The 26,884-nt window shown below is 57.3% G+C and carries 22 protein-coding genes and 1 tRNA gene; 5 read left to right on the top strand and 18 right to left on the bottom strand.

What is annotated here, in order from left to right; genetic code table 11:
* Positions 1-60 precede the first annotated feature (60 nt).
* Positions 61-651: an HD domain-containing protein gene (locus AC2FD9_RS04235; RefSeq protein WP_496696466.1), complete on the top strand. Its 591-nt coding sequence runs from the start codon at positions 61-63 to the stop codon at positions 649-651.
* Here AC2FD9_RS04235 and speB read toward each other — a convergent pair.
* From speB to AC2FD9_RS04285, 10 genes are all read right to left on the bottom strand, one after another.
* Positions 648-1,490, bottom strand: coding sequence for an agmatinase (gene speB, locus AC2FD9_RS04240; RefSeq protein ID WP_496835548.1), 843 nt, complete (start codon positions 1,488-1,490; stop codon positions 648-650). The genes AC2FD9_RS04235 and speB overlap by 4 nt on opposite strands.
* Positions 1,487-2,656 (bottom strand): carboxynorspermidine decarboxylase, encoded by a 1,170-nt coding sequence (locus tag AC2FD9_RS04245; RefSeq protein ID WP_496835550.1) that lies wholly within the window; start codon positions 2,654-2,656, stop codon positions 1,487-1,489. The genes speB and AC2FD9_RS04245 overlap by 4 nt, the downstream gene beginning before the upstream one ends.
* Positions 2,657-2,731: 75 nt before the next feature.
* Positions 2,732-3,955: a saccharopine dehydrogenase family protein gene (locus AC2FD9_RS04250; protein WP_109312396.1), complete on the bottom strand. Its 1,224-nt coding sequence runs from the start codon at positions 3,953-3,955 to the stop codon at positions 2,732-2,734.
* A 22-nt stretch (positions 3,956-3,977) separates the two neighbouring features.
* Complete coding sequence (gene speA / locus AC2FD9_RS04255; RefSeq protein ID WP_496835552.1) at positions 3,978-5,867, bottom strand: biosynthetic arginine decarboxylase; 1,890 nt, start codon at positions 5,865-5,867, stop codon at positions 3,978-3,980.
* Positions 5,868-5,968: 101 nt separating this feature from the next.
* Positions 5,969-7,054 carry a DUF1513 domain-containing protein gene (locus AC2FD9_RS04260; RefSeq protein WP_496835553.1) on the bottom strand — a complete coding sequence of 362 codons (1,086 nt, stop codon included), beginning with the start codon at positions 7,052-7,054 and terminating at the stop codon, positions 5,969-5,971.
* Between the two features lie 3 nt (positions 7,055-7,057).
* Positions 7,058-8,068 carry an imelysin family protein gene (locus AC2FD9_RS04265; protein WP_496835555.1) on the bottom strand — a complete coding sequence of 337 codons (1,011 nt, stop codon included), beginning with the start codon at positions 8,066-8,068 and terminating at the stop codon, positions 7,058-7,060.
* A 3-nt stretch (positions 8,069-8,071) separates the two neighbouring features.
* Entirely contained in the window at positions 8,072-9,619 is a 1,548-nt protein-coding gene (locus AC2FD9_RS04270) for a di-heme oxidoreductase family protein (protein WP_496835557.1), read from the bottom strand.
* Positions 9,579-10,064, bottom strand: a complete 486-nt coding sequence (gene bfr, locus AC2FD9_RS04275) for a bacterioferritin (RefSeq protein ID WP_496835558.1) — start codon at positions 10,062-10,064, stop codon at positions 9,579-9,581. The genes AC2FD9_RS04270 and bfr overlap by 41 nt, the downstream gene beginning before the upstream one ends.
* Complete coding sequence (locus AC2FD9_RS04280; protein WP_496835560.1) at positions 10,012-10,305, bottom strand: (2Fe-2S)-binding protein; 294 nt, start codon at positions 10,303-10,305, stop codon at positions 10,012-10,014. The genes bfr and AC2FD9_RS04280 overlap by 53 nt, the downstream gene beginning before the upstream one ends.
* Positions 10,306-10,445: 140 nt before the next feature.
* Positions 10,446-11,714 carry an imelysin family protein gene (locus AC2FD9_RS04285; RefSeq protein ID WP_282170975.1) on the bottom strand — a complete coding sequence of 423 codons (1,269 nt, stop codon included), beginning with the start codon at positions 11,712-11,714 and terminating at the stop codon, positions 10,446-10,448.
* Between the two features lie 231 nt (positions 11,715-11,945).
* Here AC2FD9_RS04285 and AC2FD9_RS04290 point away from each other — a divergent pair, with 231 nt between their 5' ends.
* Positions 11,946-12,473, top strand: coding sequence for a ZrgA family zinc uptake protein (locus AC2FD9_RS04290; RefSeq protein ID WP_282170974.1), 528 nt, complete (start codon positions 11,946-11,948; stop codon positions 12,471-12,473).
* 106 nt (positions 12,474-12,579) lie between these two features.
* Here AC2FD9_RS04290 and glyA read toward each other — a convergent pair whose 3' ends face one another.
* Positions 12,580-13,887, bottom strand: a complete 1,308-nt coding sequence (glyA, locus tag AC2FD9_RS04295; protein ID WP_282170973.1) for a serine hydroxymethyltransferase — start codon at positions 13,885-13,887, stop codon at positions 12,580-12,582.
* Positions 13,888-13,984: 97 nt separating this feature from the next.
* Here glyA and AC2FD9_RS04300 point away from each other — a divergent pair, with 97 nt between their 5' ends.
* The gene (locus AC2FD9_RS04300; RefSeq protein ID WP_496835561.1) at positions 13,985-14,854 is read left to right on the top strand and encodes a LysR family transcriptional regulator; all 870 of its coding nucleotides are present in this window, start codon (positions 13,985-13,987) and stop codon (positions 14,852-14,854) included.
* Between the two features lie 204 nt (positions 14,855-15,058).
* Here AC2FD9_RS04300 and AC2FD9_RS04305 read toward each other — a convergent pair.
* From AC2FD9_RS04305 to AC2FD9_RS04335, 7 genes are all read right to left on the bottom strand, one after another.
* Positions 15,059-15,135: transfer RNA gene (locus AC2FD9_RS04305), tRNA-Met, on the bottom strand.
* A gap of 81 nt (positions 15,136-15,216) precedes the next feature.
* Positions 15,217-16,191, bottom strand: coding sequence for an alpha/beta fold hydrolase (locus AC2FD9_RS04310; protein WP_496835563.1), 975 nt, complete (start codon positions 16,189-16,191; stop codon positions 15,217-15,219).
* 4 nt (positions 16,192-16,195) lie between these two features.
* Positions 16,196-17,665 carry a flavin-containing monooxygenase gene (locus tag AC2FD9_RS04315; RefSeq protein ID WP_496835565.1) on the bottom strand — a complete coding sequence of 490 codons (1,470 nt, stop codon included), beginning with the start codon at positions 17,663-17,665 and terminating at the stop codon, positions 16,196-16,198.
* 103 nt (positions 17,666-17,768) lie between these two features.
* The gene (locus AC2FD9_RS04320; protein ID WP_496835567.1) at positions 17,769-20,189 is read right to left on the bottom strand and encodes a GcvT family protein; all 2,421 of its coding nucleotides are present in this window, start codon (positions 20,187-20,189) and stop codon (positions 17,769-17,771) included.
* A gap of 110 nt (positions 20,190-20,299) precedes the next feature.
* Positions 20,300-20,539: a hypothetical protein gene (locus tag AC2FD9_RS04325; RefSeq protein ID WP_496835569.1), complete on the bottom strand. Its 240-nt coding sequence runs from the start codon at positions 20,537-20,539 to the stop codon at positions 20,300-20,302.
* 59 nt (positions 20,540-20,598) lie between these two features.
* Positions 20,599-21,753: an aromatic ring-hydroxylating oxygenase subunit alpha gene (locus AC2FD9_RS04330; RefSeq protein ID WP_496835570.1), complete on the bottom strand. Its 1,155-nt coding sequence runs from the start codon at positions 21,751-21,753 to the stop codon at positions 20,599-20,601.
* Between the two features lie 99 nt (positions 21,754-21,852).
* A complete protein-coding gene (locus tag AC2FD9_RS04335) occupies positions 21,853-22,758 on the bottom strand; it encodes a LysR substrate-binding domain-containing protein (protein ID WP_472722989.1) in 906 nt (301 codons plus the stop codon).
* 556 nt (positions 22,759-23,314) lie between these two features.
* Here AC2FD9_RS04335 and AC2FD9_RS04340 point away from each other — a divergent pair.
* On the top strand, positions 23,315-25,141 hold the full coding sequence (locus AC2FD9_RS04340) for a BCCT family transporter (RefSeq protein WP_496835572.1): 1,827 nt from the start codon (positions 23,315-23,317) through the stop codon (positions 25,139-25,141).
* A gap of 156 nt (positions 25,142-25,297) precedes the next feature.
* Positions 25,298-26,845: a trimethylamine methyltransferase family protein gene (locus AC2FD9_RS04345; RefSeq protein WP_496835574.1), complete on the top strand. Its 1,548-nt coding sequence runs from the start codon at positions 25,298-25,300 to the stop codon at positions 26,843-26,845.
* The last annotated feature ends 39 nt before the right edge of the window (positions 26,846-26,884 follow it).

A 26,884-nucleotide genomic window follows, 5' to 3' on the forward strand; every position in this document is an offset into this window, starting at 1 on the left:
TTTTTTTCAGCTGTTGCCTTCGGATATGCTGGCCGTAGCAGATCAGCCAGAGGAAACATCATGCTGGACAAAAGCCACAAACCCACCTGGACCAGTTTTGAAGAGGCGACCAAAGCCGATTGGGACGCCGTCATGGAGTATGAAGAGGCGTTCAACGCCGCCCTTCCAGACCGAATCCTGGACGCGATCCGTTCCCTGGACGAGGCGTGGACGCCTTACCCGGTCAATCGTTACCAGCACAGCCTTCAGGCCGCGACGCGTGCCTATGAGGATGGTGCGGATGAAGAACTGGTGGTCGCGGCACTGATCCATGACACCGGAGATATTCTGTCACCGTATAACCACGGTGAGTTGTCGGCAGCGATGATGAAACCTTATGTCAGCGAGAAAACCCACTGGATATTAAAACACCACTGCGTGTTCCAAGGCTATTACTACAATCACCACCTGGGTGGTGATCGCAACGCCCGCGACAAGTACCGCGACAGCCCCTATTGGGAGGACTGCCGTTACTTCTGCCATGAATACGATCAGAAGGCGTTTGATCCGGACTACCCGACCAAACCGCTTGAGTTCTTTGAACCCATGCTGCGCCGCGTCCTGAACAAGGGCGAAGGCCATATGGAACTGAATGAAACGTCCGAGGGTTAACAGGCGGCCATCAGACGATAAACGATCTGCGCGGCGGTGAAGTCCCAGGCGGCATTGCCGTTCGGGGCCAGTTCCACCACGTCGAAGCCTATGCATTTGCGGCCTTTCAGGGTGTGTTCTACCAGCCGTAACGCCTGATAATATCCCAGGCCACCGGGCACCGGAGTTCCGGTGGCGGGCATGATCGCCGGGTCCAGCCCGTCGACATCGAAACTGACATAGACCAGCTCGGGGAAATCCTCTGGCAGGTCGACAGCGTGGATATTGCTTGTGACCAGATCTTCTGCATCCACGTGGAAGATGTGGTTTTTCAGGCGGCTCTGTGCCTCTTCAGTCGAAAAGGCACGGACACCGAACTGAGCCAATCGAACGCCTTCTTCGGCCAGCAGGTGCATGACCGAAGCATGGGAGTGTTTTTCCCCCTGATAGGCGTTGCGCAGGTCAGCATGGGCGTCGATCTGAACTATGCCGATGGGTTGACCTAACGCGCGGGCCACTCCCATGACGGCGCCGTAACTGAGGGAATGCTCTCCGCCCAAAGTCACTGGAACCCTACCAGCGCGAACAGCGGCTTCGGTGCGCTGGGCAAGGCGCTCCATGATCTCGGACAGGGCGGCGTCGCAATCCACCGGTTCTTCGGTGAAGATCCCCTCGACGCATGGCTCGGCGTGTCCGGTGATGCGTTCCAGCTCATTGCTGGCTTCGATGATGGCATCAGGCCCTTTGGCCGTGCCCGAGCCGTAAGAGACCGTGCGCTCTAGCGGCACCGGGATTATGCGAAAGCGGGCATCTTGGGTGCGCTCAAATGCGGTCAGTTCACTGTCGAGGAAAATGCTCATGAGAGTCTGTCCTTAAAGTCGTCATAGCCGAACTGCTTGATGATCTTCAGCTCGTCCGTTTCGCTATTCCACAGGGCAATGGTGGGCAACGGTACGCCGTTGAATGTATTGGTCTTGACCATCGAATAGTGCGCCTGATCCAGAAAGGCAAAGCGTTGGCCGATTTCCAGTGGCCGATCCCACGTGTAATCCCCGATCACGTCACCGGCCAGACAGGAGGGGCCGCCCAGACGGTAAGTATGGCCTGCTTCGGCCTCATCCATCAGGGCGGGACGATAGGGGGCTTCGATCACGTCAGGCATGTGGCAAGTTGCGGAGATATCGGTGATTGCAAGGTTCATGCCATTGGTGGGCAGGTCGAGGATTTCGCCGACCAAGATACCTGCGTCCAGAGCGACCGCCTCACCGGGTTCGAGATAGACATCGATGCCGTATGTCTCGCGGATGTCCCGGATGAAAGCCACGAGCCCATCGCGGTCATAGTCGTCGCGCGTGATATGATGACCGCCTCCAAAGTTCAGCCATTTGAGTTGGCCGAGGAAGGGCTTGAGGCTTGGCAGGACGGCTTCCCAAGTGCGCTGCAATGGCGCGAACCCTTGTTCGCAGAGCGTGTGCATGTGCAGGCCATCAACCCCGGTCAGTTCGCCGGTCGTCAACTGACTGATTGGGGTGCCAAGGCGAGAGCAGGGCGCACAGGGGTCATATTTTGGGATCTCGCCTTCGGAATGTTCCGGGTTGATGCGCAGACCGACCTGAACGCCAGCGTTCCGAGCTTTGGCAAGAAACCGGTCTTTTTGCGCTGGTGAGTTGAATATGACGTGATCTGACAGCGACAGAATTTCATCGACGTCCGCGTCCTTGTACCCGGCGCAGAAGGTCGCGACCTCACCACCATATTCTTCGCGACCCAGCCGTGCTTCGAAAATGCCGGACGCGCATGTGCCGCCAAGATGTTGGCGGACAAGCGGGGCGAGCGAGAACATCGAGAACGCCTTGAGAGCGCTCAGCACATGGGCGCCGGATCGGGTTCCAATATCGGAGAGAATGGTCAGGTTCCGCTCGACGGCCTTTTCATCAACCACGAAGCAGGGGCTTGGCACGCGGCTCAGGTCAAAGCTGCGAAAAGATCCGGCATCTCCGGCCTGTGTGGTCATCATGTCGGACATGTCCGGCGCCTCCGAATTGTGGAGAGGCCGGGGGCTCTGCCCCCGGACCCCCGGAGTATTTGGGAAAAGATGAAATTAGAACTCGACCGGACCGTCGAGTTCGTGGACCTGCCATGGCAAGCCGTGTTCGTTCAGCATGTCCATGAAGTTGTCCGGATCCAGCTGTTCCATGTTCCACACGCCGGGCTCGGACCAGTTGCCTTTCAGCACCTGCGCCGCACCGATCATGGCGGGGACGCCGGTGGTGTAGCTGACGGCTTGGCTGCCGACTTCTGCGTAGCATTCTTCGTGATCGCAGATGTTGTAGATGTAATAGGTCTTCTCGCCGGAGCCGTCCTTGGCCTGACCCGTGGCGATGTCGCCGATGCAGGCTTTGCCTTTGGTTTCGGCACCCAGATCGCCGGGATCGGGCAGCAGAGTTTTCAGGAACTGGATCGGGATGATTTCCTTGCCGTCATGCATAACCGGATCGATGCGGGTCATGCCGACGTTTTCCAGCACCTTGGCATGCATGATGTAGGCATCGCCAAAGGTCATCCAGAAGCGGGCGCGCTCAATCTCGGGGAAGTGGGTCGTAAGCGACTCCAATTCCTCGTGATACATCTGGTACATGTTTTTCTGGCCGATGGCGGGGAAATCGTATTCGACTTTAGTGGTCATCGCCGGGCTGGTATGCCATGCGCCGTTTTCCCAGTGGCGCACTTCGGCCAGCACTTCGCGCAGGTTGATCTCAGGGTTGAAGTTGGTGGCGAATTCCTGATCGTTCGAGCCGCCATTGGCGTCCAACACGTCGATCTGGCGGATGGTGTCCAGCTTGTGTTTCTTCAGCCATTTGGCGAACACGCTGGTCACGCCCGGATCGAAGCCCGAGCCGAGGATGGCGGTCAGGCCAGCCTCTTTGAACCGGTCCTGATAGGCCCATTGCCAGTGGTATTCGAACTTGGCCACGTCTTCGGGTTCATAGTTCGCAGTGTCGAGATAATGAATGCCCGCCTCAAGACACGCATCCATTAGCACCAGATCCTGATAGGGCAGGGCGAGGTTCACCAGCAGTTCGGCCCCGGTTTCCTTGATCAGCTTGACGGTATCTTCGACCTTATAGGCGTCCAGCTCCGCCGTGGCGATGTCAACGCCCACGCGATCTTTCACCGCCTTGGCGATGGCATCGCATTTTGATTTCGTGCGGCTGGCCAGAGTGATTTCGGTGAAGATATCCGAATTCATTGCCATCTTGTGCACGGCCGCGTGCGATACGCCGCCTGCGCCGACAACCAGTGTTTTGCCACTCAAAGTTCCCATGGGGGTCATCTCCTCTCTGGAGTTATTCGTAATAGGTGTAGCCATTGATGGAGTCGCGATAGGCGCTCATCAGGGTTTTGCGTTCGCTGGCTTTCAGAGTACCGGTCGAGATCGCCTCGTCCACCATTTTACGGAACGCGGCGACACAATCGTTGGGGTCGAACTCGACATACGACAGAACCTGGCTGATCGTGTCGCCCTCTTGCTCGTGCAGCAAGTCAAAGCCGCCGTCCGCGCGCAGGTCGATGGTGACGACGTTTGTGTCGCCGAACAGGTTGTGCAAATCGCCCAGTGTTTCCTGATAGGCCCCGACAAAGAAAACACCCATGAGGTATTCCCGATCTTCGGGCAGGGAGTGCACAGGCAGGCTGGGCGAGACACCGTCGGCCAGGATGAACCGGTCGATCTTGCCGTCGCTGTCGCAGGTGATGTCCGACAGCACCGCGCGACGATCTGGCGTCTCGTTCAGGCCCTGCAACGGCACGATAGGGTGCAGTTGGTCAATGGCCCAGACATCAGGTAACGACTGGAACAACGAGAAGTTGCAGTGATAGATATCGGCCACTTTCTCAAGCTGATCATCCACATCCGTGTCCAGATCATCGCTTGCGGCCAGCGCCTTGAGACGGGTCATCAGCGACAGGTAGATCCGTTCGGCGCGGGCCATCTGGCGCAGGTCCACATAGCCGCGGCGGAACAGCGCGCGCAGTTCGTTTCGGTAGAAATTCGCGTCGTTCCAGCATTCCTGCAGGCGGTCGCTGCTGAGATAGCCGTTGATTGCCGCCAGATCTGAGACCAGATGGTGATCGTCCGCTTCGACCTCGGGGCCGTTGGGCGCATCGTAAAGCGTGCTTTCCAGCACGTTAAACACCAGCATCGATGATGTCGCCACCACGGCGCGGCCGCTTTCGGTAACCAGCGTGGGATGGTTCACCTCTGCCTCATCCATCGCATAGGCGACGGTTTCCACGACATTGGCGCAATATTCCTCGACCGTGTAGTTGATCGAGTTCTCGGCGGCCTTCTTTTCACCCGTGTAATCCACGCCCATGCCACCACCGAGGTCCAGATGGGTCAGCGGCACGCCTTCGCGCGTCAGTTCGGTGTAGTAGCGGCAGGCCTCGCCTACCGCACGGCGCACGTCGTTGACGTCCTGCACCTGAGAGCCCAGATGCGAATGCTGCAGCTTTAGGCAATGCAGCAAACCTGCCTCTTTCAGCTTATCCACCGTGGCGACCAGCTGATCGGTGTTCATGCCAAAGGCCGATCGATCACCCGAGCTTTCTTCCCACTTGCCGCTGATCTGGTTGGTCAGTTTTACCCGCACGCCGATCAGGGGTTCGATGCCCAGCTCGTTATAGACTTCGATCACCGTGTCAGCCTCTTTCGGGCTTTCCAGAACAATGACCGTGTTAAACCCGATCTTGCGGCTGAGGATGGCCAACTGAATGAATTCGGCATCCTTGACGCCGTTGCAGACAATCAGCGCCTCGCTGGCCAGACGATGCGCCAAGGCCACTACCAGTTCAGGCTTTGATCCGGCCTCAAGCCCATAGTTGTATTTCTTGCCGAACTCGACAATCCGGTCGACTACCTGCGCTTGCTGGTTCACCTTGATCGGGAAAACACCGCGATAGCTGCCCTTGTAGCCGGTGCGTGCAATCGCATCGCGAAAGCTCTCGTTAATGTGGACAATCTCGTGTTCCAGATAAGAACTGACGCGCAGTATCATCGGCGCTTTGATGCCGCGTTCATCTAGATCACTGAGAATACCCGGTAAGCTGATCGCTTCGGCCTCGGGGGCCATCGGATTGCGCAGACCGATTTCGCCCTGCTCCGTCACCTCAATGAGACCTTTGCCCCATTTCTCAACTCCGTAGATGGAATGCGGTGCGTCGGGCGTGTGTTTCAATCAAGTCAGTCCTTTTAAGTCAGGGTGCCAGTTTCGCGCCCGCCAATACGGCAGCTATATGATTCTTCCAAGTGTAATCTATGAGGCGGAATTTTCCGAATTCATGCAGCTGTGCGAATTGGGATCAAATGGTTGTCCCATTGGCAATCAGCCCGGTTGGATATTTGGGCCTTGTTTGTGGACAATTGCCCGATGACTCCAGTCCCGGTTGTGAACACAAACCCGTTTGATGCGGTGCCAAGGCCGCAAACATCCTCGTGCAGGAAGACGCCATCAAGCTGTCCGTCCGCGACCCGAAAACGGTGCACGGCATTGCCGCGGGGGCAGGTGATAGCGACTGTTTCGCCTGCACCGGAAAAGGCGATGCTGCCCGCATATCCCTGCAACGTGCTTTGGTCAGCGTCGGGCGCTCTGAGTAGCAGGGGCTTTTCGCCACGGCGATGCAAACCCAAAAGGGGAGGATGTTGCGATGTATCGCCTTGCCATTGCATCGCAAAGCCGATCAAACCGTCAGGTCGCACCGCCAGATGGCGGATCGAGTTTTTGTGCAGCTCTTGTGGCAGTTCCACCTGCTCAAGAACCCCGCCGTTTTGGTCCAGATAGGTCAGGCGCGGTTGCATCACAGGCAGGTTGAGTTTGGTTCTTCCTGTTTCTGGATGGGTTTCGATCCCGCCATTTGCCACAACCAATGTGCGGCCATCTGGCATCAGACGCATATCATGGGGACCGACACCGCCCGAAGCGAACTCGCCAATTCGTGTGTAGCCATCCGTGTTCCAGACACCAATCACGCCCTGACCGGTCTCAAAATCGTTTTCAGTGGTGAACAGCCGTGTTCCATCGGTTGAGAACACGCCATGCCCATAGAAATGGCGGCCTTTTGGGGCTTCTAACACAGCGGTCTGTGTGCCGGTCGTGCAATCGATGATGATTGCAAATGTTCCCGGACGGCGTGCAAAGGCCACCGCCTGCGCGTGGTAGGGATGCGCCGCCGCCGCGTGCCCGCGCGCGGGCAACGGCAGAGAAAACAGGATGTCACCGCCCGTATCCAACCCGGCCAGCCGAAAAGCCCCATCCGGGAACAGTGCGGCGGCCAGATAATCCGGTGCGCCGACAGCGGACCATCCACGCAAAGGCGCAAGGCTGGCAGCAGCCAACCCAGCGAGAAAGCTTCGACGGCTTGTCACGGTTCAATCCCCGTCCAGTGAGTTGAACCCGGCATTGATGCCCAGCGTGGGGCCAAGCTCGGTCGAGGCAATGGCGCGGATATCGTTGATGGATTGTTGCAGCGCCTCAACGCGGAATCTTCCCTGTGGGGTTGCCACCCCGGCAAATGCCGGATCGTACAGCGACTGCGCCCGATCGATGGCGGCGGCGAATGCGTCATCCAGATCGGCGGCGATGTCCGGGTGATCTGCCGACAGACGCGCGGCAAGGTCACGCAGGGCGATCAAAGACAACTCCACATGGCGCAACGAACGTTCTGAACGCCGCGCCTCGGCGCGTTTGGGGCGGGGGCGATCGAAACTTCCCATTGGGCGACCAAGGCGGGTTTCGGCGGTGAATTCCAGACCGGTCGTCAGGGCCTTGTAAAGCTCTTGCATGGCTTCGTCTTCAGACCGGTATGGACTGTTCTCACCCGGGCTTGCCAATGCGCGTGCGTAGTCCGCCCAGTCTGCATCAATTGCCCCGGCATTGCGGTTGATGTCTGCGGTTATGGCCTGCATCAGTGCGCAGCGATACTCGGCGCTGCCCAGATCGGTGAACCGTGGATCGTAGAGCATCAGTTCCAGCGCGAAAAAACCGCGTCCGGCCACGGAGGTTTCCGCAAAGGCATCCGGGGATTGAATGGCTGTATCCTCAGCAGAAATCAGGCCGGACAGGGCTTTGGGGGTGAATCCCTTGGTATCGGGCCAAAACGCCAACGCAAAGGCGCGGTCCTCGGCTTCGGATGGGCCAAAGCGCAGATGACTAACCGAAATCCAATCGTCAAACGCATCGTTGTATGCATTGCGAAGCGGGGTCGAGTTCGGGTCACAATCCGCCCGTGCAGCATTAGCCAAAGCATTGGTGGAATCTGACAGGGCGGCATAGCCAGGTAGGATATGAGCCTCGATGGCGTCGGACAGGATCGGCCCACGATCTTGTGCGTTGGCGCCCAGAGGCAATGTCAGGGAAAGAGCAAGTACGAAGGCGCGCATGGGTCAAAGGCTTTCCAGAAAACGGATAAGGGCATCGCGGTCAGGCTTTGGCATCTCGACGACGGCGTCACGCGCTGCCTGCGCCTCACCGCCGTGCCACAGGATCGCCTCAAGTAACGACTGCGCGCGCCCGTCATGCAGAAACTGCGTATGTCCTGACACCTGCTGGGTCATGCCGATTCCCCAAAGCGGCGGCGTGCGCCATTCACGACCCGTGGCGCGCGCTTCGGGCCGATTATCGGCCAAACCTTCGCCCATGTCGTGCAGCAGCAGGTCCGAATAGGGCCAGATCAGCTGAAAGCTATGCTCGGGACGGTCTTCCATACGATGCGTCACGAACGAGGGCGTGTGGCACGATGCACACCCGGTGTCGTGGAACACCTGCTTGCCGCGCAACACGTCAGCGTCGTTCATATTCCGCCGGGCCGGAACACCCAGATTCCGGCTGTAGAAGGCGACCAGATCCATGCCGATTTGATCGATCTCGAAGGTCCGGTCGTCACCATCACCATGCGGCGCGTTCACGCAATCGACTTGCGCATCAGTGCAATCGCCGTGCGCCGCTGGATAGAGCGGGCTGGAAACGCCTATATCCCCGGCGAAGGCCGCCGCGGATTGCTCCATGATCGTGGGCATGCCTGCCTTGTGGCCAAACCGGCCCATCATCGGCGCGCCATATTCAATTGCCCATACGATGTTAGGCCGGCCGGATATTCCGTCGCCGTTCTCGTCTTCGGGGTCCGCATTCGCCAGCAGGTCTTTAACTGGGATCGCTTCGAGCAGACCCAAACCGATCATCTGTGGGGCTACGCGTGGGCTTATCATGGCGTCGGGGTGCAGCGGGCCATAACCCAGATCCGCAGCCTCGTAGGTCGGGCGGCGCAAGGTAATGGTTTCCCCATCAGCCAACGTGACGGGAACGTCCTCGTAAGTGATATCCAGCCTGTATTCCGCCGGGTGGCCGGGCAGGGCCAGATCTTGCATCTGCCCGCCGTAATTCGGCTCGGGCAGGGTGGCGATGTAGTCTTCGATCTCGGCGTACCCGTCTTCGGGTGTGCCAGGGATGGACACGCGCAAGAACATCGAAATCGCGTTGTCATCTGGCCCGTTGGGCGTATGCCCGCGCCCGTCTTTGGTGTGACAGCGTTGGCAGGATCGTGCGTTGTAGAGCGGCCCCAACCCATCTGAGGCCAGTGTGGATGACGGAGATGACACCCAGATTTTCTTGAACAGGCCGTTGCCGACTTTGAAGTCCAGCTCCTGCTCGAAACTCAGGTTGCCCGAGGGCTGCGAAAACGCCTCTGCGTCGGTGCGCACGCGGACAGTTGCGGCACCACCGGGCAACTCTTCAAAGCGCTGCGGCGCGCTGAAATCGTCAGGTGCGGCGGTTACGCGCGCAATCCTTGCTTGTTCGTCTTCGGTTCTGGGAAGGTAGTTCAGGTGAAAATCCCGCAGCTCGGCCGACAGGGATTGGGTGGCCGCAATGGCGGCCACCGTCACCAGCGAAAGCTTACGCGCCTTCGTCCATTTTCGATGCGTTGAGTTGCGCATAATTGGCTTCGCCAATCCTTTCGTACAGGTCCAGCTGTGTTTCGAGGAAATCGATATGCCCTTCCTCATCCGCCAGTAATCCTTCAAACAGAGACATAGTGACGTAGTCGCCAGCGCTCTGACAGTATTCGCGCGCTTCCTTGTACAAGGCCCGGGCGTCGACCTCTGCGGCCAGATCACATTCCAACGTCTCTTTTGGGGTCTGGCCGATGCGCAATGGGTCAAGTTGTTGCAAATTCGGGTGACCGCCCAAGAAAATGATTCGCTCGATCAGCTTGTCCGCGTGCTCCATTTCCTCGATGGACTCTTCACGGCTTTTCTTGGCCATATGAACAAGGCCCCAATCCTCCTGCAGGCGGTAGTGCAGCCAATACTGGCTGACTGCCGTTAGCTCATGCCGCAGTGATTTGTTTAGATATTCTATGACCTTGGGGTCGCCCTTCATCTGCATTCTCCTGTGTTGCCTCGCTGCGAAGTGCGCGAAGCTGCATCGGGAACTCCAACTTATCGCTGGAGCGCATCGAGTCTAGGAAAAGCGGCATGCACCCGCCACAATCTGCTGATTTTCCAAGGGCATGGTAGATTTTACCGGGGGTAATGACCGTGTAAGGATCAGACGTGCGCATCCAGTCGATAGCTGCGCGGATATCGTGATCCGAGATGTTTGTGCAGTGGCATACGATCATAGCAATCAGGGCTCTGAGTTGTATTTCTTACTGTATTAGTAAGTTAATTTGGAAACGTCCAGAGGCAACAGATCAAAGGTACCTCACAAGATTTGGAGGCGGCGTGAAACAGCCGCCTCCGTTTGGCGCAAACCTTGTGTTTACTGGAAGACCGCGTCTGGGTTGTCCAGGCTGTCCGAACCTTCGAACGCGATTTGGTCAAGTTCCAATACAGTCACAATGCGCTCGATCGTCTTGGTCTGATCAACTAGACCGTTTACGCCGCCCATGATCAGCACTTCGCCGCCTTCGTTGCCGCGTTCCAGCATCTGGTCATAGGCAAAACCGGCCTCTGCGGTCGATTTCAGACGCCCAAGGGCCTGCATGGTGTTGGCTAGTTTCACCTTCATCTCGGCATCCAGAGCCGGATCGTTGGCAACAACCAGATCCGACAGCGATGCGCCGGAAACCGGAGTGCCGTCGATGCGGGTGTAGCTGCCCAGATAGACGTTCTGAACGCCCAGACCATCGTAGTAGTGGCTGTTGTGGGTGTTGTCCGAGAAGCAATCATGCTCTTCTTCGGGGTCGTTCAGCATCAGGCCCAGACGCATACGTTCACCGGCCTGCTCGCCGTAGGACAGCGAACCCATGCCGGTCAGAATGGCGCTGACGCCAGCGGTTTCGTCGGCCGTCAAGGCGGCGCGTGCTTCGCCACCTTCGGCCCAATGCGCGGCCATCCATTCCAGATCGCTGACCAGCAGGTCAGTTGCAGCGCTCAGGTATTGTGCACGGCGGTCGCAATCGCTGTTGGTGCAGTCGTCACCCTGAACGTAATCGGTATACGGACGGTCGCCGGCGCCCGCGCCATGGCCGTTCAGATCCTGGCCCCACAGCAGGAACTCGATTGCGTGGTAGCCTGTGGCAACGTTTGCCTCGATCCCGTCGGCTTCGTGCAGGGTTTCGCCCAGCAATTCCGGGGTGATTTCGCTGGCGTCGATGATTTTGCCCGACAGCTCAAAGCTGGGGTTGGCGATGACATTCAGCGCGGCGAACTCGTTCTCGTCAGTCGGACCGCCATAGGCTGCGTCCACATAGTCGATCAGCCCTTCGTCCAGCGGCCATGCGTTTACCTTGCCTTCCCATTCGTCAACGATCGCGTTGCCGAAACGGTAAACCTCGGTCTGCTGGTAAGGAACACGTGCGGCAACCCAAGCGGCGCGTGCTGCGTTGAGTGTGGCGTCTGATGGATCAGCAATCAGCGCATTTACGGCGGCCTGCAGCGACTTTGCCGCGATCAGGCTGTCGTCATATTTGGCTTCGGCGATGTTCGCGTAGGTGGTCAGAACGTCGATCTTCGCTGGGGCGTCCGCAAACGCTGCAGTCGCGATCCCAAGGGTCAATACGCTGGTGGCGGCAAAAAAATTGGTCATGGAGGTGACACTTTCCTGTCAAAAAAACTCACTAGCGCCGCCTCAGCGACGCGCATGCGCTAAAAACTGAGTGAATTAGTAAGTTAAGTCAACCTGAGTCTTATTGTCGGAAATAAATGTCGCACCCTTTCCCCATAATTAGCGGGGTAGGTGGGCCGAAGCCGCGATTGCACGGGGTATTAATCACATTAGAATGGACGACGTGATTCCTTGTTGGATGGTGCTTTGTTTATGAAATGTGCAGCCATTGCTTTGATGCTGACACCGGCGATTGTTCTATCGCAGGTGCAAGGCCCTGCCCATGAACATGGTACGGGATATGTGGATATCGCCTTTTCTGATCAGGCATTTACTTTGTCCCTCAATGTGCCATCTGCAGACATCATTGGTTTTGAAGGGCCGGCCGAAACCGATGACGATCGCGCGCAGGTGGCGGTTGCGGTCTCAGACCTGTCCAAACCTTTGGGCTTGTTTGTGCTGCCGGAAGAGGCCGGATGCGTTACCGCATCAGCCAATGTCACCCTTACGGGTGAAGGATTGGGGCAGGACAATACCACCAAGTCTGCTGATCAAGATCAACATAGCGATTTTTTGGCCGATTACCTGATTCAGTGCCAGGATATTACAGCGCTGGTGAATATAAGGTTTGCGTATTTCGAGCGGTTCGAAAATGCGCAGACGTTGATCTTGCAGGTGACCCGATCCGGTCAAACCCAAACGTATGAGATAACTCGGAACCAACCGGATCTGGCAATGTGAAACGCCATAACGCGGGCCATAGCGGACGGCCCGCGCCCATATACGATGCAAAGGGCGCAATCATGCAAGCGTGACGAAAGCGCCATGGACGGCACCCAAAGTGCCGTCAGTGTACGAAATGCAGTTCTGAAAAACTCTGCCGCCACTCTGCAACCTCGGCGGCGATATCCGCGCCCGCCAATCCAGAGGTGATCAATGCCGCCAACCGATCAGTGTCCTGCGACGTCATCCCCCATCTGACCAGTTCAGGCGTCCCGAACCGCAGGCCGTTCATGTCCCCTTTCACTTCGGGTGCAGGCAGTCCAATTCCGCAAGCAAGAAACCCAGCGCGGCGCAGCGTTTTGGACGCCGCTTGCCCGCCGCCGTAAGATTCTGCCAACACAGCAAACTGGTGCGAGTTGGTAAACCCTTCCCGACCCGCAAAGACGGGAACGCCACGAGCGTCCAATCGTTCTGCGAGCGCTTGCGCCATCGAGATCATTTCGACCGCGTATTGTTTGCCGAAGTCGCGCCAGTCCAGCATTGTTACGGCCAACGCTGCGGACTTGGCCGCGTCGAAGTTGGCCGTCATTCCCGGAAAGGCAATCGCGTCGAGCTTTTGCGCAATTTCTGCGTCATTGGAGACGATCAAACCACCAGCGGGGCCGCCCAGGCTTTTGTAAGTGCTCATCGTCATGAAATGCGCGCCCTCGGCCAAAGGATTGCACCACGCTTTGCCTGCGATGATCCCGCATTGGTGCGCAGCGTCGAACATGACCTTAGCCCCGATCTCATCAGCGATCTGCCGGACCTCTATTACGGGATGTTCGAACAGATTGAGGCTGCCCCCGATGGTGATCAGCTTGGGCCGTTCTTTCAGAGCCAATGCGCGTAGCTGATCCAGATTGACGGTATAACCGTCAGCATCCGTCGGCGCCTCAATCGTGCGCAGACCAAAGAGACCGGCACATCCCGCTAAGTGATGGGTCACGTGCCCACCGATGGAGGCTGGGGGCGCAATTATTGTATCGCCAGGTTTGCAGGTGGCCATAAAACCATAAAGGTTGGCAATCGCGCCCGACGGCACCCGGATTTCGGCGAATTTGGCATCAAAGACCTCGGCGCTGAGCTGGGCAGTGATCACTTCGATCTCTTCAATGGCCTCCAACCCCATCTCATATTTGTCGCCGGGATAGCCCAGCGATGGCCGCGACCCGATGCCCGACGATAACAGGGCCTCGGCCTTTGGGTTCATCACGTTGGTTGCGGGGTTTAGGTTGAAACACTCTCGCTCGTGGATCTCGCGGTTTCGGGTCGCAAGATCATCGATCCGTTTGATCAGTTCATCAGACGAGGCCTGAGACGCCTTAACGGCGATTTGTTGAACCCGGGTTTCGCACTGATCCGGGACCCAATTTCGGTGTGTGATTGTCATGTCTGTGACCTCCTGCTTGTCACCAGATTGAACAATTGAGGCGACATCGCAAATCAGAATTGCTATTTCTTGGCGTAGAAAAACTGAGTCTAAGGCAATGGCTGTTCTCCCAAGACGCCCGAAAGGGCCACCTCTTAACGCACTCCGCGCTTTTGAAGCTGCGGCAAGGCTGGGCAGTTTCGTAGCTGCTGCCGAAGAGCTGAGCGTCACTCCCGGTGCGATTTCGCAACATATAAAGACAATTGAAGCGTGGGCGGATGTGCCGCTGTTCCGGCGAAACGCGCAAGGGGTTGATCTGACCGCGCCTGCGCGCCAACTGGCCGGTGATTTCACCCTGGCTTTCGATCAGCTTGCGGCCGCAACACAGAACCTGCGGAACCTGAGCCCGAGCGTTGAGATCCACATCGCCGCCCTGCCTTCGGTCGCACAGCTTTGGCTGCCGGCGCGTTTGGGGCGAATCCGAAACACGTGGCCGGACATGAAGTTCTCGGTAACGGCCATGGAAACATCGCCTCGCCTATCACGTGATCTGTTTGATCTTTCGGTCTTCATTGCCGAACCTGACGGGGCGGCTGATCAAATTGTAATCGCGGAGGACGTCATTTTCCCGGTTTGCGCGCCGGAATTGGCCGAGAGTTTCGACTTTGAATCCACACCGCTGCTGCACGATCAGACATGGCATGATGACTGGCGGCGGTGGTCCGAGGAGACGGGGACAATTATCAGCGATCCTAACAAAGGGCCGAAATATTCGCTTTACGGTCTTGCAGTCGAAGAGGCGAAATCCGGAGCTGGTGCCTTGATGGCGCATGGATGTCTGATCGAACCTGCGCTCAAGGCCGGGCATTTGGTGCGGGTATCGACGCAGGCCTGCGAAACAGGCCGGTCGCTGGTGATAAACCTTCCGCATCCATCGAGGCGACGCGCGGAACTTGAAAAAATTGTCGCACTATTGCGGGAAGGTTAGCGACGATGGGGCGATGACTACTGCCCTTATAAAGTAACTGAACTTTGCGAGGATGGTTTCGGAGAGTAATTGATATCTCGACCATGCAAGGTCCGACTAACGAGTTTCCTGATACGCCGGGATGCAGCCCAATTCAGCCACAGCGACAAGATCACAAGAAGTGTTTGGGCCTGTGATTGCGACGGTCTAATTTGAATGGGGATTTGGTAGCGGAGGAGGGACTTGAACCCCCGACACGCGGATTATGATTCCGCTGCTCTAACCAACTGAGCTACTCCGCCATGAGTGAGAGGCGATTTAAGCGAGGGGCCGGAAAGGGTCAAGGGGGAAACACCGCCTTACAGAGATTATTTTTGCCCCGATCAATCTGCTTTGGTTGCCTGTTGTGCAGCGACCCCAGCAGTATCAGCAATTCTACGAATGAAGGCCGCGCAGGCGTCGGGTGCGGTGATCGGGATCATATGGCCCAACCCTTCGATCTTTTCGTCGCTCAGCCCGAACCGGGTCATGGGGGCACCGTTGGCGGTGGGTGAAAGTATGGTGTCTTGTGCCCCGTACAGAATGCCGCCGGGTACGGACAAGTCGGTATAGCGGTCTACCTGGGCTCCGATACTTTCATCCACCCCTACAACATCCTGCGACGCGGTAATGAAGGCCGAAGGGCGCAACCCCAGCGCACCGCCGGCGCGGTCCAGAAAGTCATCTGGCGCGGGTTCCGGATAGAAAACGGCTCCCAATGTATGCGGGGCGGTCTTAGCCGATATGGGGACAGCGATCGTGTTGCCGATAAAGTTGCGCAACCACTCGGTACGTATTTCCAGCGGTTTGAAAACTTGCGGCGTATTCGACAGCTTTTGCGTCAACGGGGCGAGCAAAGCGAGCGCTTTGGTTTTCTCCCGGTGTTCCAACGCCATGGCTAGCGATACGGCCCCGCCCAATGAGTGCCCGACCAGAACGGCGTTGGAAATGCCTTTGGTGTCCAGAAACTCTTGAATCATGCGGGCCTGTTCGGGCAGGCGCCCAAGATCGGCGCTATCGCGGGTTGAGTATCCGCAGCCTGGGCGGTCGACTGCGATGACGTGATAGTCATCCGCCAACAGGTCCATCAGAGAATAGGTGAAATGCTGCAGCTGCCCCGCAAGCCCGTGGATCATGATGATTGTCTGCTTAGTGGGGTCGCCCTTTTCCACGTAATGAATGCTGCCGCCGCGCACCGGGACAATCTGTCCAAGTTGCGGGACGCGCTGCAACCCCTGCCGGGTCAGTCGCCGGGTCCACAGGTTCATGCCGACAAAGAAGCCGCCGACCAGAAGGGCGATAACTAGAATTGTGGTCATCTCATCACTTTCCGCATGAGGAAGGGGTAGGTTGGTATTGTTCCAGCCCGGATTGCGCCATGCGCTTTTCATACTCTGAAACTGTCCCGGGCCAAAGCGTCGTGTTCCGGCCCTGTGCATCCTGATACCATGAGGCGCAGCCACCCACCTGCCATACGCTGTCTTCGTGCCGCTCGCGCATCTCCTGTTCGAAGGCTTCCTGGTAGTCCGGGCGCGGGGTTATCATCTGCAACCCGTCGCGGTTCATCTGGTCCAGCACTCGGCCGATGTGGCGAACCTGTGCTTCGATCATCAGCACAACCGAGTTGTGACCGAGGCCGGTATGTGGCCCGAGCAAGATGAAGAAATTGGGGAAACCTGCGATGGCAGTACCCAAATGCGCTTTCATTCCGTCCGACCATGCCTGGCGCAATGTCAGTCCATCGGATCCCGTTATGTCGAGGCGCTCGACGACATCTGTGACATGAAACCCGGTGCCCCAGATCAGAACGTCAGCATGTGTTCGGCTTCCGTCAGATGAAATGATCTGATCGCCCTCAATTGATGCCACACCGTGCGGGAGAACTGTCACGTTTTCACGCGCCAGTGCCGGGTACCAATCGTTCGAGCTGAGGATGCGTTTGCAACCGATCCTATAGTCCGGCGTCAACTGTTTGCGCAGGCCTGGGTCGGCGATCGCGCTTTCCAACGATTTGCGCCACATCTTCATGGCAAAATTTACCATCCGTTTTTCGCCGCTGAACACGCGGTGGCGATACTCGAAGACCATGTAAATCAGTTTCCGGCGTGCCCAAGGTAACACCGGGATGCTGCGATAAAGGCGGCGTAACCGGGGCGCGATTGGGCCATCCGGGCGGGGCAGGACATAGGGCGCGCTGCGTTGAAAGATTGTGACGTGTGCAGCAGTTTTCGCAATTTCTGGAACAAACTGGACAGCGGATGCGCCGGTTCCGACAACTGCGACGCTTTTTTCCTCAAGCGGCGTGTCGTGATCCCACTCGGCTGAGTGAAAGCAAGGCCCGGGAAAACTGTCCGCACCGGGTAAATCGGGGATGCTGGGCAGATGCAGCGCCCCAATGGCCGAGACCAGAAACCGCGCGGACCAGCGCTGCCCACTTTCGGTTTCCACCTGCCAGCGCATGCCGTCCCAGCGGGCAGATTTCAGCTGCTGACCGAAATGGCAAAGCTGGTAAATCCCCTCATCAAGGCAGACCTTTTTCAGATAGGCCTGAATTTCAGCGCCGCCCGCGTAGGCCCGACTCCAGTCCGGGTTCAGATGCGTTGCCATGGAATAGAGGTGCGATGGGATATCACACGCGACACCGGGATAGGTGTTCTCACGCCACGTCCCGCCAATCTCATTCGCTTTTTCAAGGATCACAATGTCCTTGATGCCGCGTTTGCGGGCCTCAATCGCCATCGTCAGGCCGGAAAATCCAGCGCCGACGATCAGCATATCGGTTTGATATTCCATGCGCCCGTCCCTCCCAAAACGACCGATATGGTTGGGTCAGACTATAGGCGCTGAAATGCGTGAGAACAGCCTCCCGTAGGGTCAGGCGCCGATCTCGGTTTATTCAGCCGCGCAGTATTTCACCATTTGGATCAAAGGGCGGCTCGGACAGAATGGTCGCCTTGTGCGGATGTCCCAATACCATCACCTCGACCTCATCCCCTGCTTTGGCATCGATTACAAAGCCAAGCGCCAGAGACATGCCGACGGAATAACCATAAGCGCCAGAGGTCACGCGGCCGATACCCTGACCATTTTTGAAGATTGGCTCACCGCCGGTCGCGTCGGCGTTCGACGCGCTGGTGTCAGCCTCATCCAAATGCAAAAGGACAAGCTGTTCGCGGGCAGGGTTGGCTAAAACGGGCTCGGCTGCGTTCTTGTTCAGAAAATCTTTGCTGAACTTGCACAACCGATCCAGACCTACCTCATGCGGCCAGTATTCGGGGCTGTATTCGCGGCTCCACGAACCATACCCCTTTTCGACGCGCAAAGACATCAACGCCCGGCTGCCCACTGGGCCTGCGCCAAACTCCTGACCGACCTGAAGCAGGGCGTCATACAGGCGGGCCTGATCTTCGGTGGCACAGTGAACCTCCCACCCCAAATCACCCGTGAACGAAACCCGTAGGGCCAGTACTTCGATTCCGGCCAGTTCGATTTGGGCGGATCGCATGAAGGGGAAATCCTCGGTGGCCAGCGAGGTATTGGTCAGGCGCTGCAATAACTCGCGCGATTTTGGGCCAGCGACGTTGAACCCGCACACGGCCTCGGTCCGGCTTTTGAATGTGGTGCCATCGGGCAGGGGGACCTGTTTGAAGAACCGTTTGTGATACCGCTCGGCCAATCCGGATCCGATGATCCAAAACTCGTCATCGGCCACACGGGTTACAGTGAAGTCCCCGGCGATGCCCCCGCGTTTCGAGATCAGAGGCGTAAGACAGGACCTGCCGACCGATTTGGGCATGGTGTTGGTGAAAACAGCATTCAGCCAGTCCTCGCCTCCCGGTCCCTTGCAGACATATTTGGCAAAGTTCGAGATATCGATGATCCCCGCGCGCTCACGCAGCATCCGGCATTCCTCACCCACGGGTTCCCACCAGTTCTGACGGGTAAAGCCATTAGTGTCTTTGGTTCCTGGCGTATCCGCGAACCACAAGGGGTGCTCCCACCCTGCGTTCAGGCCAAACACTGCGCCTATTTGAGCTTGCGTGTCATAGATGGGGCGCGTGCGCGCTGGGCGGCCTGCGCTGCGTTCCTCGTTCGGGAAGTGGATCGCGAACCGGTGGGCGTACTGGTCCTGAACGCGGGTCATTGTGAACTCTTTCGTCGCCCAGTCATCGAACCGAGCCATATCCCAGGCGAACATATCGTACTGCGTTTCACCCTCGATGATCCATTGCGCCGCCATCAGGCCCATGCCGCCAGATTGTGAGAAGCCGGGGATGATACCGTTGCAACAGAAATAGCCGTCGACCTCGGGCACTGGTCCCATCAGCACGTTGCTGTCGGGCGACCAGATCATCGGCCCGTTGATAACCCGCTTGATACCGGCTTCACCCACGGCGGGCAGACGTTCGATGGCGTTCATCATATTTTCTTCGATCCGTTCCAGATCGTCGGGGAAGAGATCATGCGCGAAGTCGAGTGGCGTGCCGTCCTCGGCCCAGAATTTCATGTCCTTTTCATAGGCGCCAACCAGCAGGCCCTGACCTTCCTGCCGCAAGTAATACTCGCCGTCACGATCACTGACCGAGGGCAGCCGGGTGCTATGCGCTGCCACGTCCGCCATTGTTTCGGTCACGAAATACTGGTGCTCAGTCGGTTGTAGGGGCAGCTCAATTCCGGCAAGTTTGGCGACTTCGCGCCCCCACAGACCGGCGGCATTGACGACCCAAGGGGTGTGGATGTCGCCCTTGGGTGTTCGTACGATCCAAGTGCCATCTTCTTGCTGGTCAGTCGCCGTGACGGGGGTAAATCGATGGATCTCGGCTCCGCGTTGCCGGGCGCCCACCGCATAGGCGTTTGTGACGCCCGATGGATCCACATTGCCACCGTCTGGTTCGTACATCACGCAGCGGATGCCATCGTAGTTGACCAGCGGGTTCAGTCGCTGGGCCTCTTCGATGCTGATCTCATAAAAGTTCATGCCGTAAAGCTTGGCCTTAGCGGCTTGCAGCATCAGCTGATGTTCGCGTTCTTCGGTTTGAGCGAGGTAAAGCGAGCCGGGCTGGAACACGCCGCAGCTTTGGCCGGTTTCGGCCTCAAGCTCTTTGTACAGGTTCATCGTATAGTGCTGAATGCGGCTGATATTGGTGCTGTCGTGCAGCCCGTGGATGTTCGCCGCGGCGTGCCAAGTGGACCCGGATGTCAGTTCATCCCGTTCCAGAAGAACCACATCCGACCATCCCAGTTTGGTCAAATGATAGAGGATCGAACACCCGATCACCCCGCCGCCAATCACCACCGCCTGTGCATTCGTTTTCATGAGCCTGCCGTATCAAAGTTGGTCCCGTCGCCATGTGTCATCATCGCGATGGCACCGGCAACGGACATAAATTTCATGTTGGGTTGAGTGAGTTTAATCTGAGGCTAAACTCAGAAATCCAGCTTTTGGGCGCGGTCATATGCGACTAGCCGCTGGTTCAGCGCGTTAGCCTCGGGCGCGCCGGATTCCAGCGCGAAAACAAAAGCATGCGTGAGGTAGAAACAGGCCGCGTCAATGTCTTGCGCCGCTTCGTGCTCATCCGCGGCCAGGGTGTATAAGCGGATCAGATTGGCATGATCATTGCGATCATGTGCGTCCAATAAAAGGCGATCCAGTTCCTGTTTGTCCATGGGCGTCCCCTTCTAAGATCAACCGGTCGGCCACTTGGCAACCGACCGACTAAAAGAGGTTAATCCGCGCGACCGTTTTCGACTTGCGTCGCGACCCAATGGTGGAAGTTATGCGTCGGCCCGTCCATAGCAGGCGAAAACCGTCCGCCGTCGAACAACATCCCGTGTCGGCCTTTCTGCATGCCTTCGACCACAAAGACATCCTCTTCGAATACCGTCTTCCACAGCTGCGCGTTCGAAGCACGCAGTCCATCCTGCTGCGGAGTGTCATCAATGCTTTTGGCATAGTATAGCTCGATATGTTCGACGGTGTTTTCCTGATCGACCGGCTCCAGCACAATGGCAAATGCGTGATCGCGCTGCACGCCCAGCAGAACGTTTGGATAAACCGCAATATACTCTGCGCCTTCGTTCCACTTGTCGCTCAGCCCGTCAAAATCCGGGAAGGTTGCGCCGTCCTGATCTGTCAGTTGGCGGTAAACCAGGGTCCCTTGACCCGAATACTGACCGCGCTCTTCGATGTTGTAGTGATCCTCCAGCCGCGAATAACTGTTCAGACCGGGATGCACCCATGGCAGGTGATAGCTTTCGCAATAGTTCTCGACCGCAAGCTTCCAGTTGGTCTTGACCTCAAGCTTGAATGAGGACGTTTCACCGCCGTGGAAGACGGGTTTCTCAAATTCCTTCCAACGTTCCAGCAGGGGGCCGTGTACCTCTTCGAATTCCGGTGCTGTGCCGTCAACATTCACAAAGATCACGTCGCGCCAGACGTAGGACCGCACGCGGATCAGACCCAGGTCTTCGCGATTGACGTCTTCGTGCTTGTTCTGGCCGGGACCACCCACATGCGGGGTTGCGCGCAGCTCGCCTTTCAGGCTGTAGCACCAGCTGTGATAGGGGCAGCGGATTGCGCCGCCGATTTTGCGCGGCGTGTCTACCAGAATCATCCCGCGGTGGCGGCAGGTGTTTTGAAAAACGCCAACCTCGCCGTCTTTGTCCCGGACAATCAGCAGCGGCATGCCCAGAAAATCGACTGGTTTTGCATCGCCTTCTTCCGGAACATCCTTGCCGAAGCCGATCCCGGACCAGTTGGCATACAGCACAGAACGCTTTTCTTCGTCAAAAACGGTCGGATCGATGTAATGTTCGTTCGGCAGGCCATTTGCGACGTTTACATCGGCCAGAACGGAAGACAGCGCGCTATGCTTGTTCATCGGGCTCTCCTGAGGTTTTGCTGGATGCTATTAATCCCTATTGGCGGATTGAACCTGTTGGTCTCAATATCAGAAAAGCTCATCAGAGAGTGATTTCACCTAAACCGAACCTTCTTGAACCTCTTGAACGATCCAGTTCTTCAGGGCGCGGGCGCTATCTGAGAGCTCTTCGTCCGGGCGTCCGACCAGGTAAAACTGGTTCGGAGCGGGCACTTGGTGTGTGCCAATAGGAACCAGTTTGCCTGATTGCAGCATGGGTTGGATCAGCCGCTGCCAACCCAGCGCCAGCCCGGCACCCTTGCGCGCAAGCTGCAGCGCGACGGAATAGCTGTTGACGCGGGATTCAATGGGCACTGTGCCATTATATCCCAACTGCTGGAACCATTCGGGCCAGGTGGTCCAGGTGCGGTCTTCTGACTCCAAATGGATCAGCCGTTCAGAGGTCAGATCCTCAAGACCGGCATCCGCAAGCCTTTCTGCCATTTCTGGGCTTCCGACCGGGACTAGCTGGTCGCGAAACAGCGGAGTGTGTGACAGGTTAGGATCGCTGTCCCGCCCATAGCGAATGAAAAAGTCGACGTCAGGCCGATCGCGAAAGGGGCGATCCTGTGACAGTTGATCAACATTGACTTCGGGCATGTCCCGCCAGAACCGAATGACAGCGGGAGACAACCACAACGCGGCAACTGCTGTTGTCGATCCCACGGTCACCTTTCCGGCCGTGGACCGGTCGCGGATCATGCTCAGCGTTTTCGAGATGCGCCCGAAGGACGTGGACAGCGCGTCATAAAGCGCCTTGCCATCCTCGGTCAGATCAACGCCGCGATGCTTGCGTTGAAACAACGGTGTGTCCAGATCGCCTTCAAGCGCCTTGATCTGGTGGCTGACCGCGCCGGGTGTGACAGACAGTTCAACGGCGGCGTTCTTAAAGCTCAGGTGGCGGGCGGCGGCCTCAAAAGCTGACAAGGTTGTCAGCGGCGGCAGGTTGTAGTGGCGTCTGGACATGGAAGCTGGTGAATCGTTTTTCGGTTTAGTTTAATTTTTATCAACTCAGTTTTAGTTTTATTGAAGGTGAAAGCTATAGCGCTTTTGATGATTTGATGTTTTTCTGGCTCAAGTTAAAGGCGGATGTCGCATTTTTCGTCAATGCGTCGGTTCTGGCCGAATTTTGAACGGAGCGCCACTATAGTCAGTTCTACCAACAAACGTTGTGTTTTTCGGGCTTTTCGAGAGAATTTTCCGGACGTCGCAAGACGGTACTGCGACACAATGATGTCCCGAACTGACAAACGGGAAAGGTCGAAAGGGGACGTGAAGGAGGCGCGAACCCATTCCCAGTTGGTAAGACCGAGTATCGCCTGATTGCACGGTGTGTTGAATTCAATGCAACTCAGAAGGCGTAAGACCATGCGGCGGTGCCGCATTTCTGAAACACAGAAACGAAACAAGAAAGAGCCGATACGTCTGCTGCAGCACCTTCCCCATCGTTCGAGGCGATTGGGCGAATTGCGTGAAATGCAGAGACAGTTTCGCAATTGATACAGCACCACGGAGGAGCAACATGTCGATACCCGAACCCTTTACGGATCTAGAAATAGAAACGGCCGATGCCGGATTCTATGAAAATTACAGCGTCCCAATCGCCCTAATCAGTAAGGGCATCATGGTTGCCCTTGTACTGTGGGCACTTGTCTTCCCGGCCAATGCCAACAGCACACTTGGCAGCTGGAATGGAAAGTTGCTGGAAATCTTCAACAGCTTCTACGTGGTCATTGTCGGCCTGTTTGTCATCTTCCTCGTCATTGTTGCCATCCTTCCAACGACCGGAAAGCGGGTTATGGGAACAGCGGGCGAAAAACCCGAGTTTTCGAACTTCTCCTGGTTCTCGATGATGTTCGGAGCAGGTCTGGGTGTCGGCCTGATGGTTTTTGCCACCGCTGAACCGTTGGGTCTGTGGGGATCGAACCCCGAGGTCGTGGCCGGTGCAGTTGCAGGCAATGATCCAGAGTCCGTTCAATCCGCGTATCGGTATACCTTCCTGCATTATGGCTTTCATGCCTGGGCAATTTACGTGGTGACCGGCTTGTCGCTGGCCTACTACGCCTATACTCGTGACATGCCTCTGACCATTCGCGCGGCTCTTACCCCGCTTTTCGGTCGTCTGATGAACGGTTTCCTCGGCCACGTCGTTGACGTTCTGGGCGTTGTTGCAACGATCCTGGGTGTGTCCGTTACGATCGGGTTTGGTGTCAGCCAGTTCATCGACGGTCTGTATGCAATCACCGGCATGGAATGGATCATGGATTTTGGCGGTGAAGTACCCACGCCAAGCAAGGTTGGTCTGATCGCGGGTCTGGTTGTCATCATGGGTCTGTCGATTATTTCGGCGGTCTCGGGTGTTGGTCGCGGTGTTAAATACCTGTCGAACCTGAACCTTGTTCTGTCGATCATCCTGCTGGGCACCTTTGTGATCTTCGGCTCGTTCGTATTCGCCATGACAACCTATGGCACAGCACTGTTTGACTACCTTCTGCACTTCCTCTCGCTGAGCTTTGGTGCATACGGTCCGTTGTCGACCGAAGCGTTTGCAGCGGCTCTGCCTGCAGAAGCGCAGGCGCATGCGGCTGATCTGGTGGGTGGCGCAACCAACGCATGGGGCAGCTTTGACGGCTTTAAGAGCGGTCTTGAAGGTGCTGCGGCTGAGTTGAGTGACGAGACGCTGGCGGCTGTTTATGCAGCAGGTGAGCAAGGCCGTCAGTTTGGCTGGCAGTCGGGCTGGACCACCTTCTACTGGGCTTGGTGGATTGCGTTCTCGCCGTTTGTGGGCCTGTTCCTGGCGCGCATCTCCAAGGGTCGGTCAGTGCGTGAGTTCATTCTGGGCTGCGTACTGGCGCCGGCGCTGGTTTGCTTTGCCTGGATGACTGTTCTGGGTGGTACTGCGATTGATCTGGAATTGGCTGGTGCAGCAGAAGGCGCGATCATCGGTGCGTCGAACACCAACAAGCTGTTCGTGACGCTGTCTTACATGATCGACGGTGGGCTTCTGTCCATGCTGAACGTCATGTGCGTGATCCTGATCATGACCTTCCTGGTGACCTCTGCGGACTCGGGCATTCTGGTTATGAACACCATCATGTCCGGTGGCAGCCAGGAAACCGGCGTCAAGCACCGTATCATCTGGGGTGTTATCCTGACCGCCGTGATCGGTGCGCTGATCTTGGCCGCTGGTGAAAACAACCCGATGGACGCGTTGCGCAATGCGATGATCATTGGTGCTCTGCCCTTTACTGTTGTTATGGGGCTGATGATGGTTTCGCTGACCAAGGCGCTTTATCGTGATGGTCGGCGCGACAAGCATGCTGATGCAAGCACGCAGGCCGCTGAATAAGCGCAGGTCTTAATGCCAAAACAGACGCCGCCCCAGTTGGGGCGGCGTTTTTCGTTCCGGGTTCCCGTGTCGTTTCCTGCAAACAGATATCGCAATCAGTGAGGCGCGCCGCCGCCGAATCCGTCAATCTGAAAAGTAAGATTGGAGGATTGCCCCGTGAACATTCGTACTGCGACACGCTCGGGCGGACGCTCTGCCCGTCGCGCCCTGCGCACTGCCCCGAACTTTGAAATGCTGCCCGGCCTGACCAGAGGTATCCCCTTGTGTGAGGTGATGGATGGTGCCCAGGTCGAACGCATCGACAGTGCCTCGATGGACATCCTTGAGAACGTTGGCGTTCAGTTCCGAGACCCCATCGCGCTAGAAGACTGGAACAAGGCCGGTGCCAAGGTCAATGGCGAGCTGGTTTACCTCGACCGTGGTTTGGTGCGCGAGTTGATTGCCACCATACCCAGCGATTTCACATATCACGCGCGGGACCCGAAAAAGAATGTGCGGCTGGGCGGTAAGCACTCGATCTTTGTGCCTATGACCGGCGCTCCATTCCTGCGCGATCTGGACGACGTGCGCCGAAATCCGTTGCTGGAAGATCTGGCGATGTTCCACAAACTCAGCCACATGATGCCTGCGCTGCATTCCTCGGCGCATCACATCGTGGAACCCTACGACCATCCGATCAGTCAACGGCACCTGCGCATCACCTACTCGTCGATGAAACACTCGGACAAGACGTTCATGGGCATGACGACCTCACCCAAGAACGCCGAAGATGTCATGGACATGTGCGCGATCCTGTTTGGCGAGGAATTCCTTGAAGATCACCCGGTGACTACCGGTAATTGCAATGGCAACTCGCCACTGGTGTGGGACGAAACCATGCTGGGTGCGTTGCGGGCCTTTTGCCGCTGCAATCAGCCGGTGCTCTGCTCACCCTTCGTTCTGGGGGGGGCTAACACGCCCGCATCTGTTCCGGCCACGGTAGCCCAGTTGAATGCCGAGGCGCTGAGCGCACTGGCCTACACGCAGGTTATCCGCAAGGGGGCTCCGGCGATCTATGGTCACTACCTGTCGACCGTGTCGATGAAGTCCGGTGCGCCGATGGCGGGTACACCCGAGATCAGCCTGATGAATTTCATGATTGGCCAGATGGCACGGCATTATGACGTCCCTTGGCGTACTTCGAACACGTTGGGTGGGGCCAAAACCTTTGATGCTCAGGCCGGATATGAATCTGCCACCACCTTGCAGGCAGTCATGCATGCGGGTGCCAACTACATCTGGCACTCGGCCGGATGGAATGAGGCCGGGATGCACTGTTCCGTGGCCAAGTTTATCGTCGACGCCGAACAATGTGCGATGGCGTACCGCATGGCCGAGGGGCCAAAGTGGCACGATTTCGATCAAGCCCTCGCAGCGGTTCCGGATGTTGGGCCCGGTGGTCATTATCTTGGTCACCCCCATACACAGGACAATTTCCAGAGTGCGTTCTTCATGCCCGAGCTGTTCGACAACAACTCGATCGAACAATGGCAGGCAGAAGGCAGCATTGAAATCACCGCGCGCGCCCTGAACCGCGCACGCGCGTTGCTGGCCGAGTATGAAGAACCCAAACTGGATGAGGCGAAAAACGAGGCCCTGCTGGACTACATCGCGCGACGTGAGCGTGAAATCCCGGCCGCTGATGAACTGAACCAAAGTTACTGAAGTAATTCCCCCGTATTCCACCCGCCTGACCAGTTGGGC

Source organism: Ruegeria sp. YTSC230 (assembly GCF_059609665.1).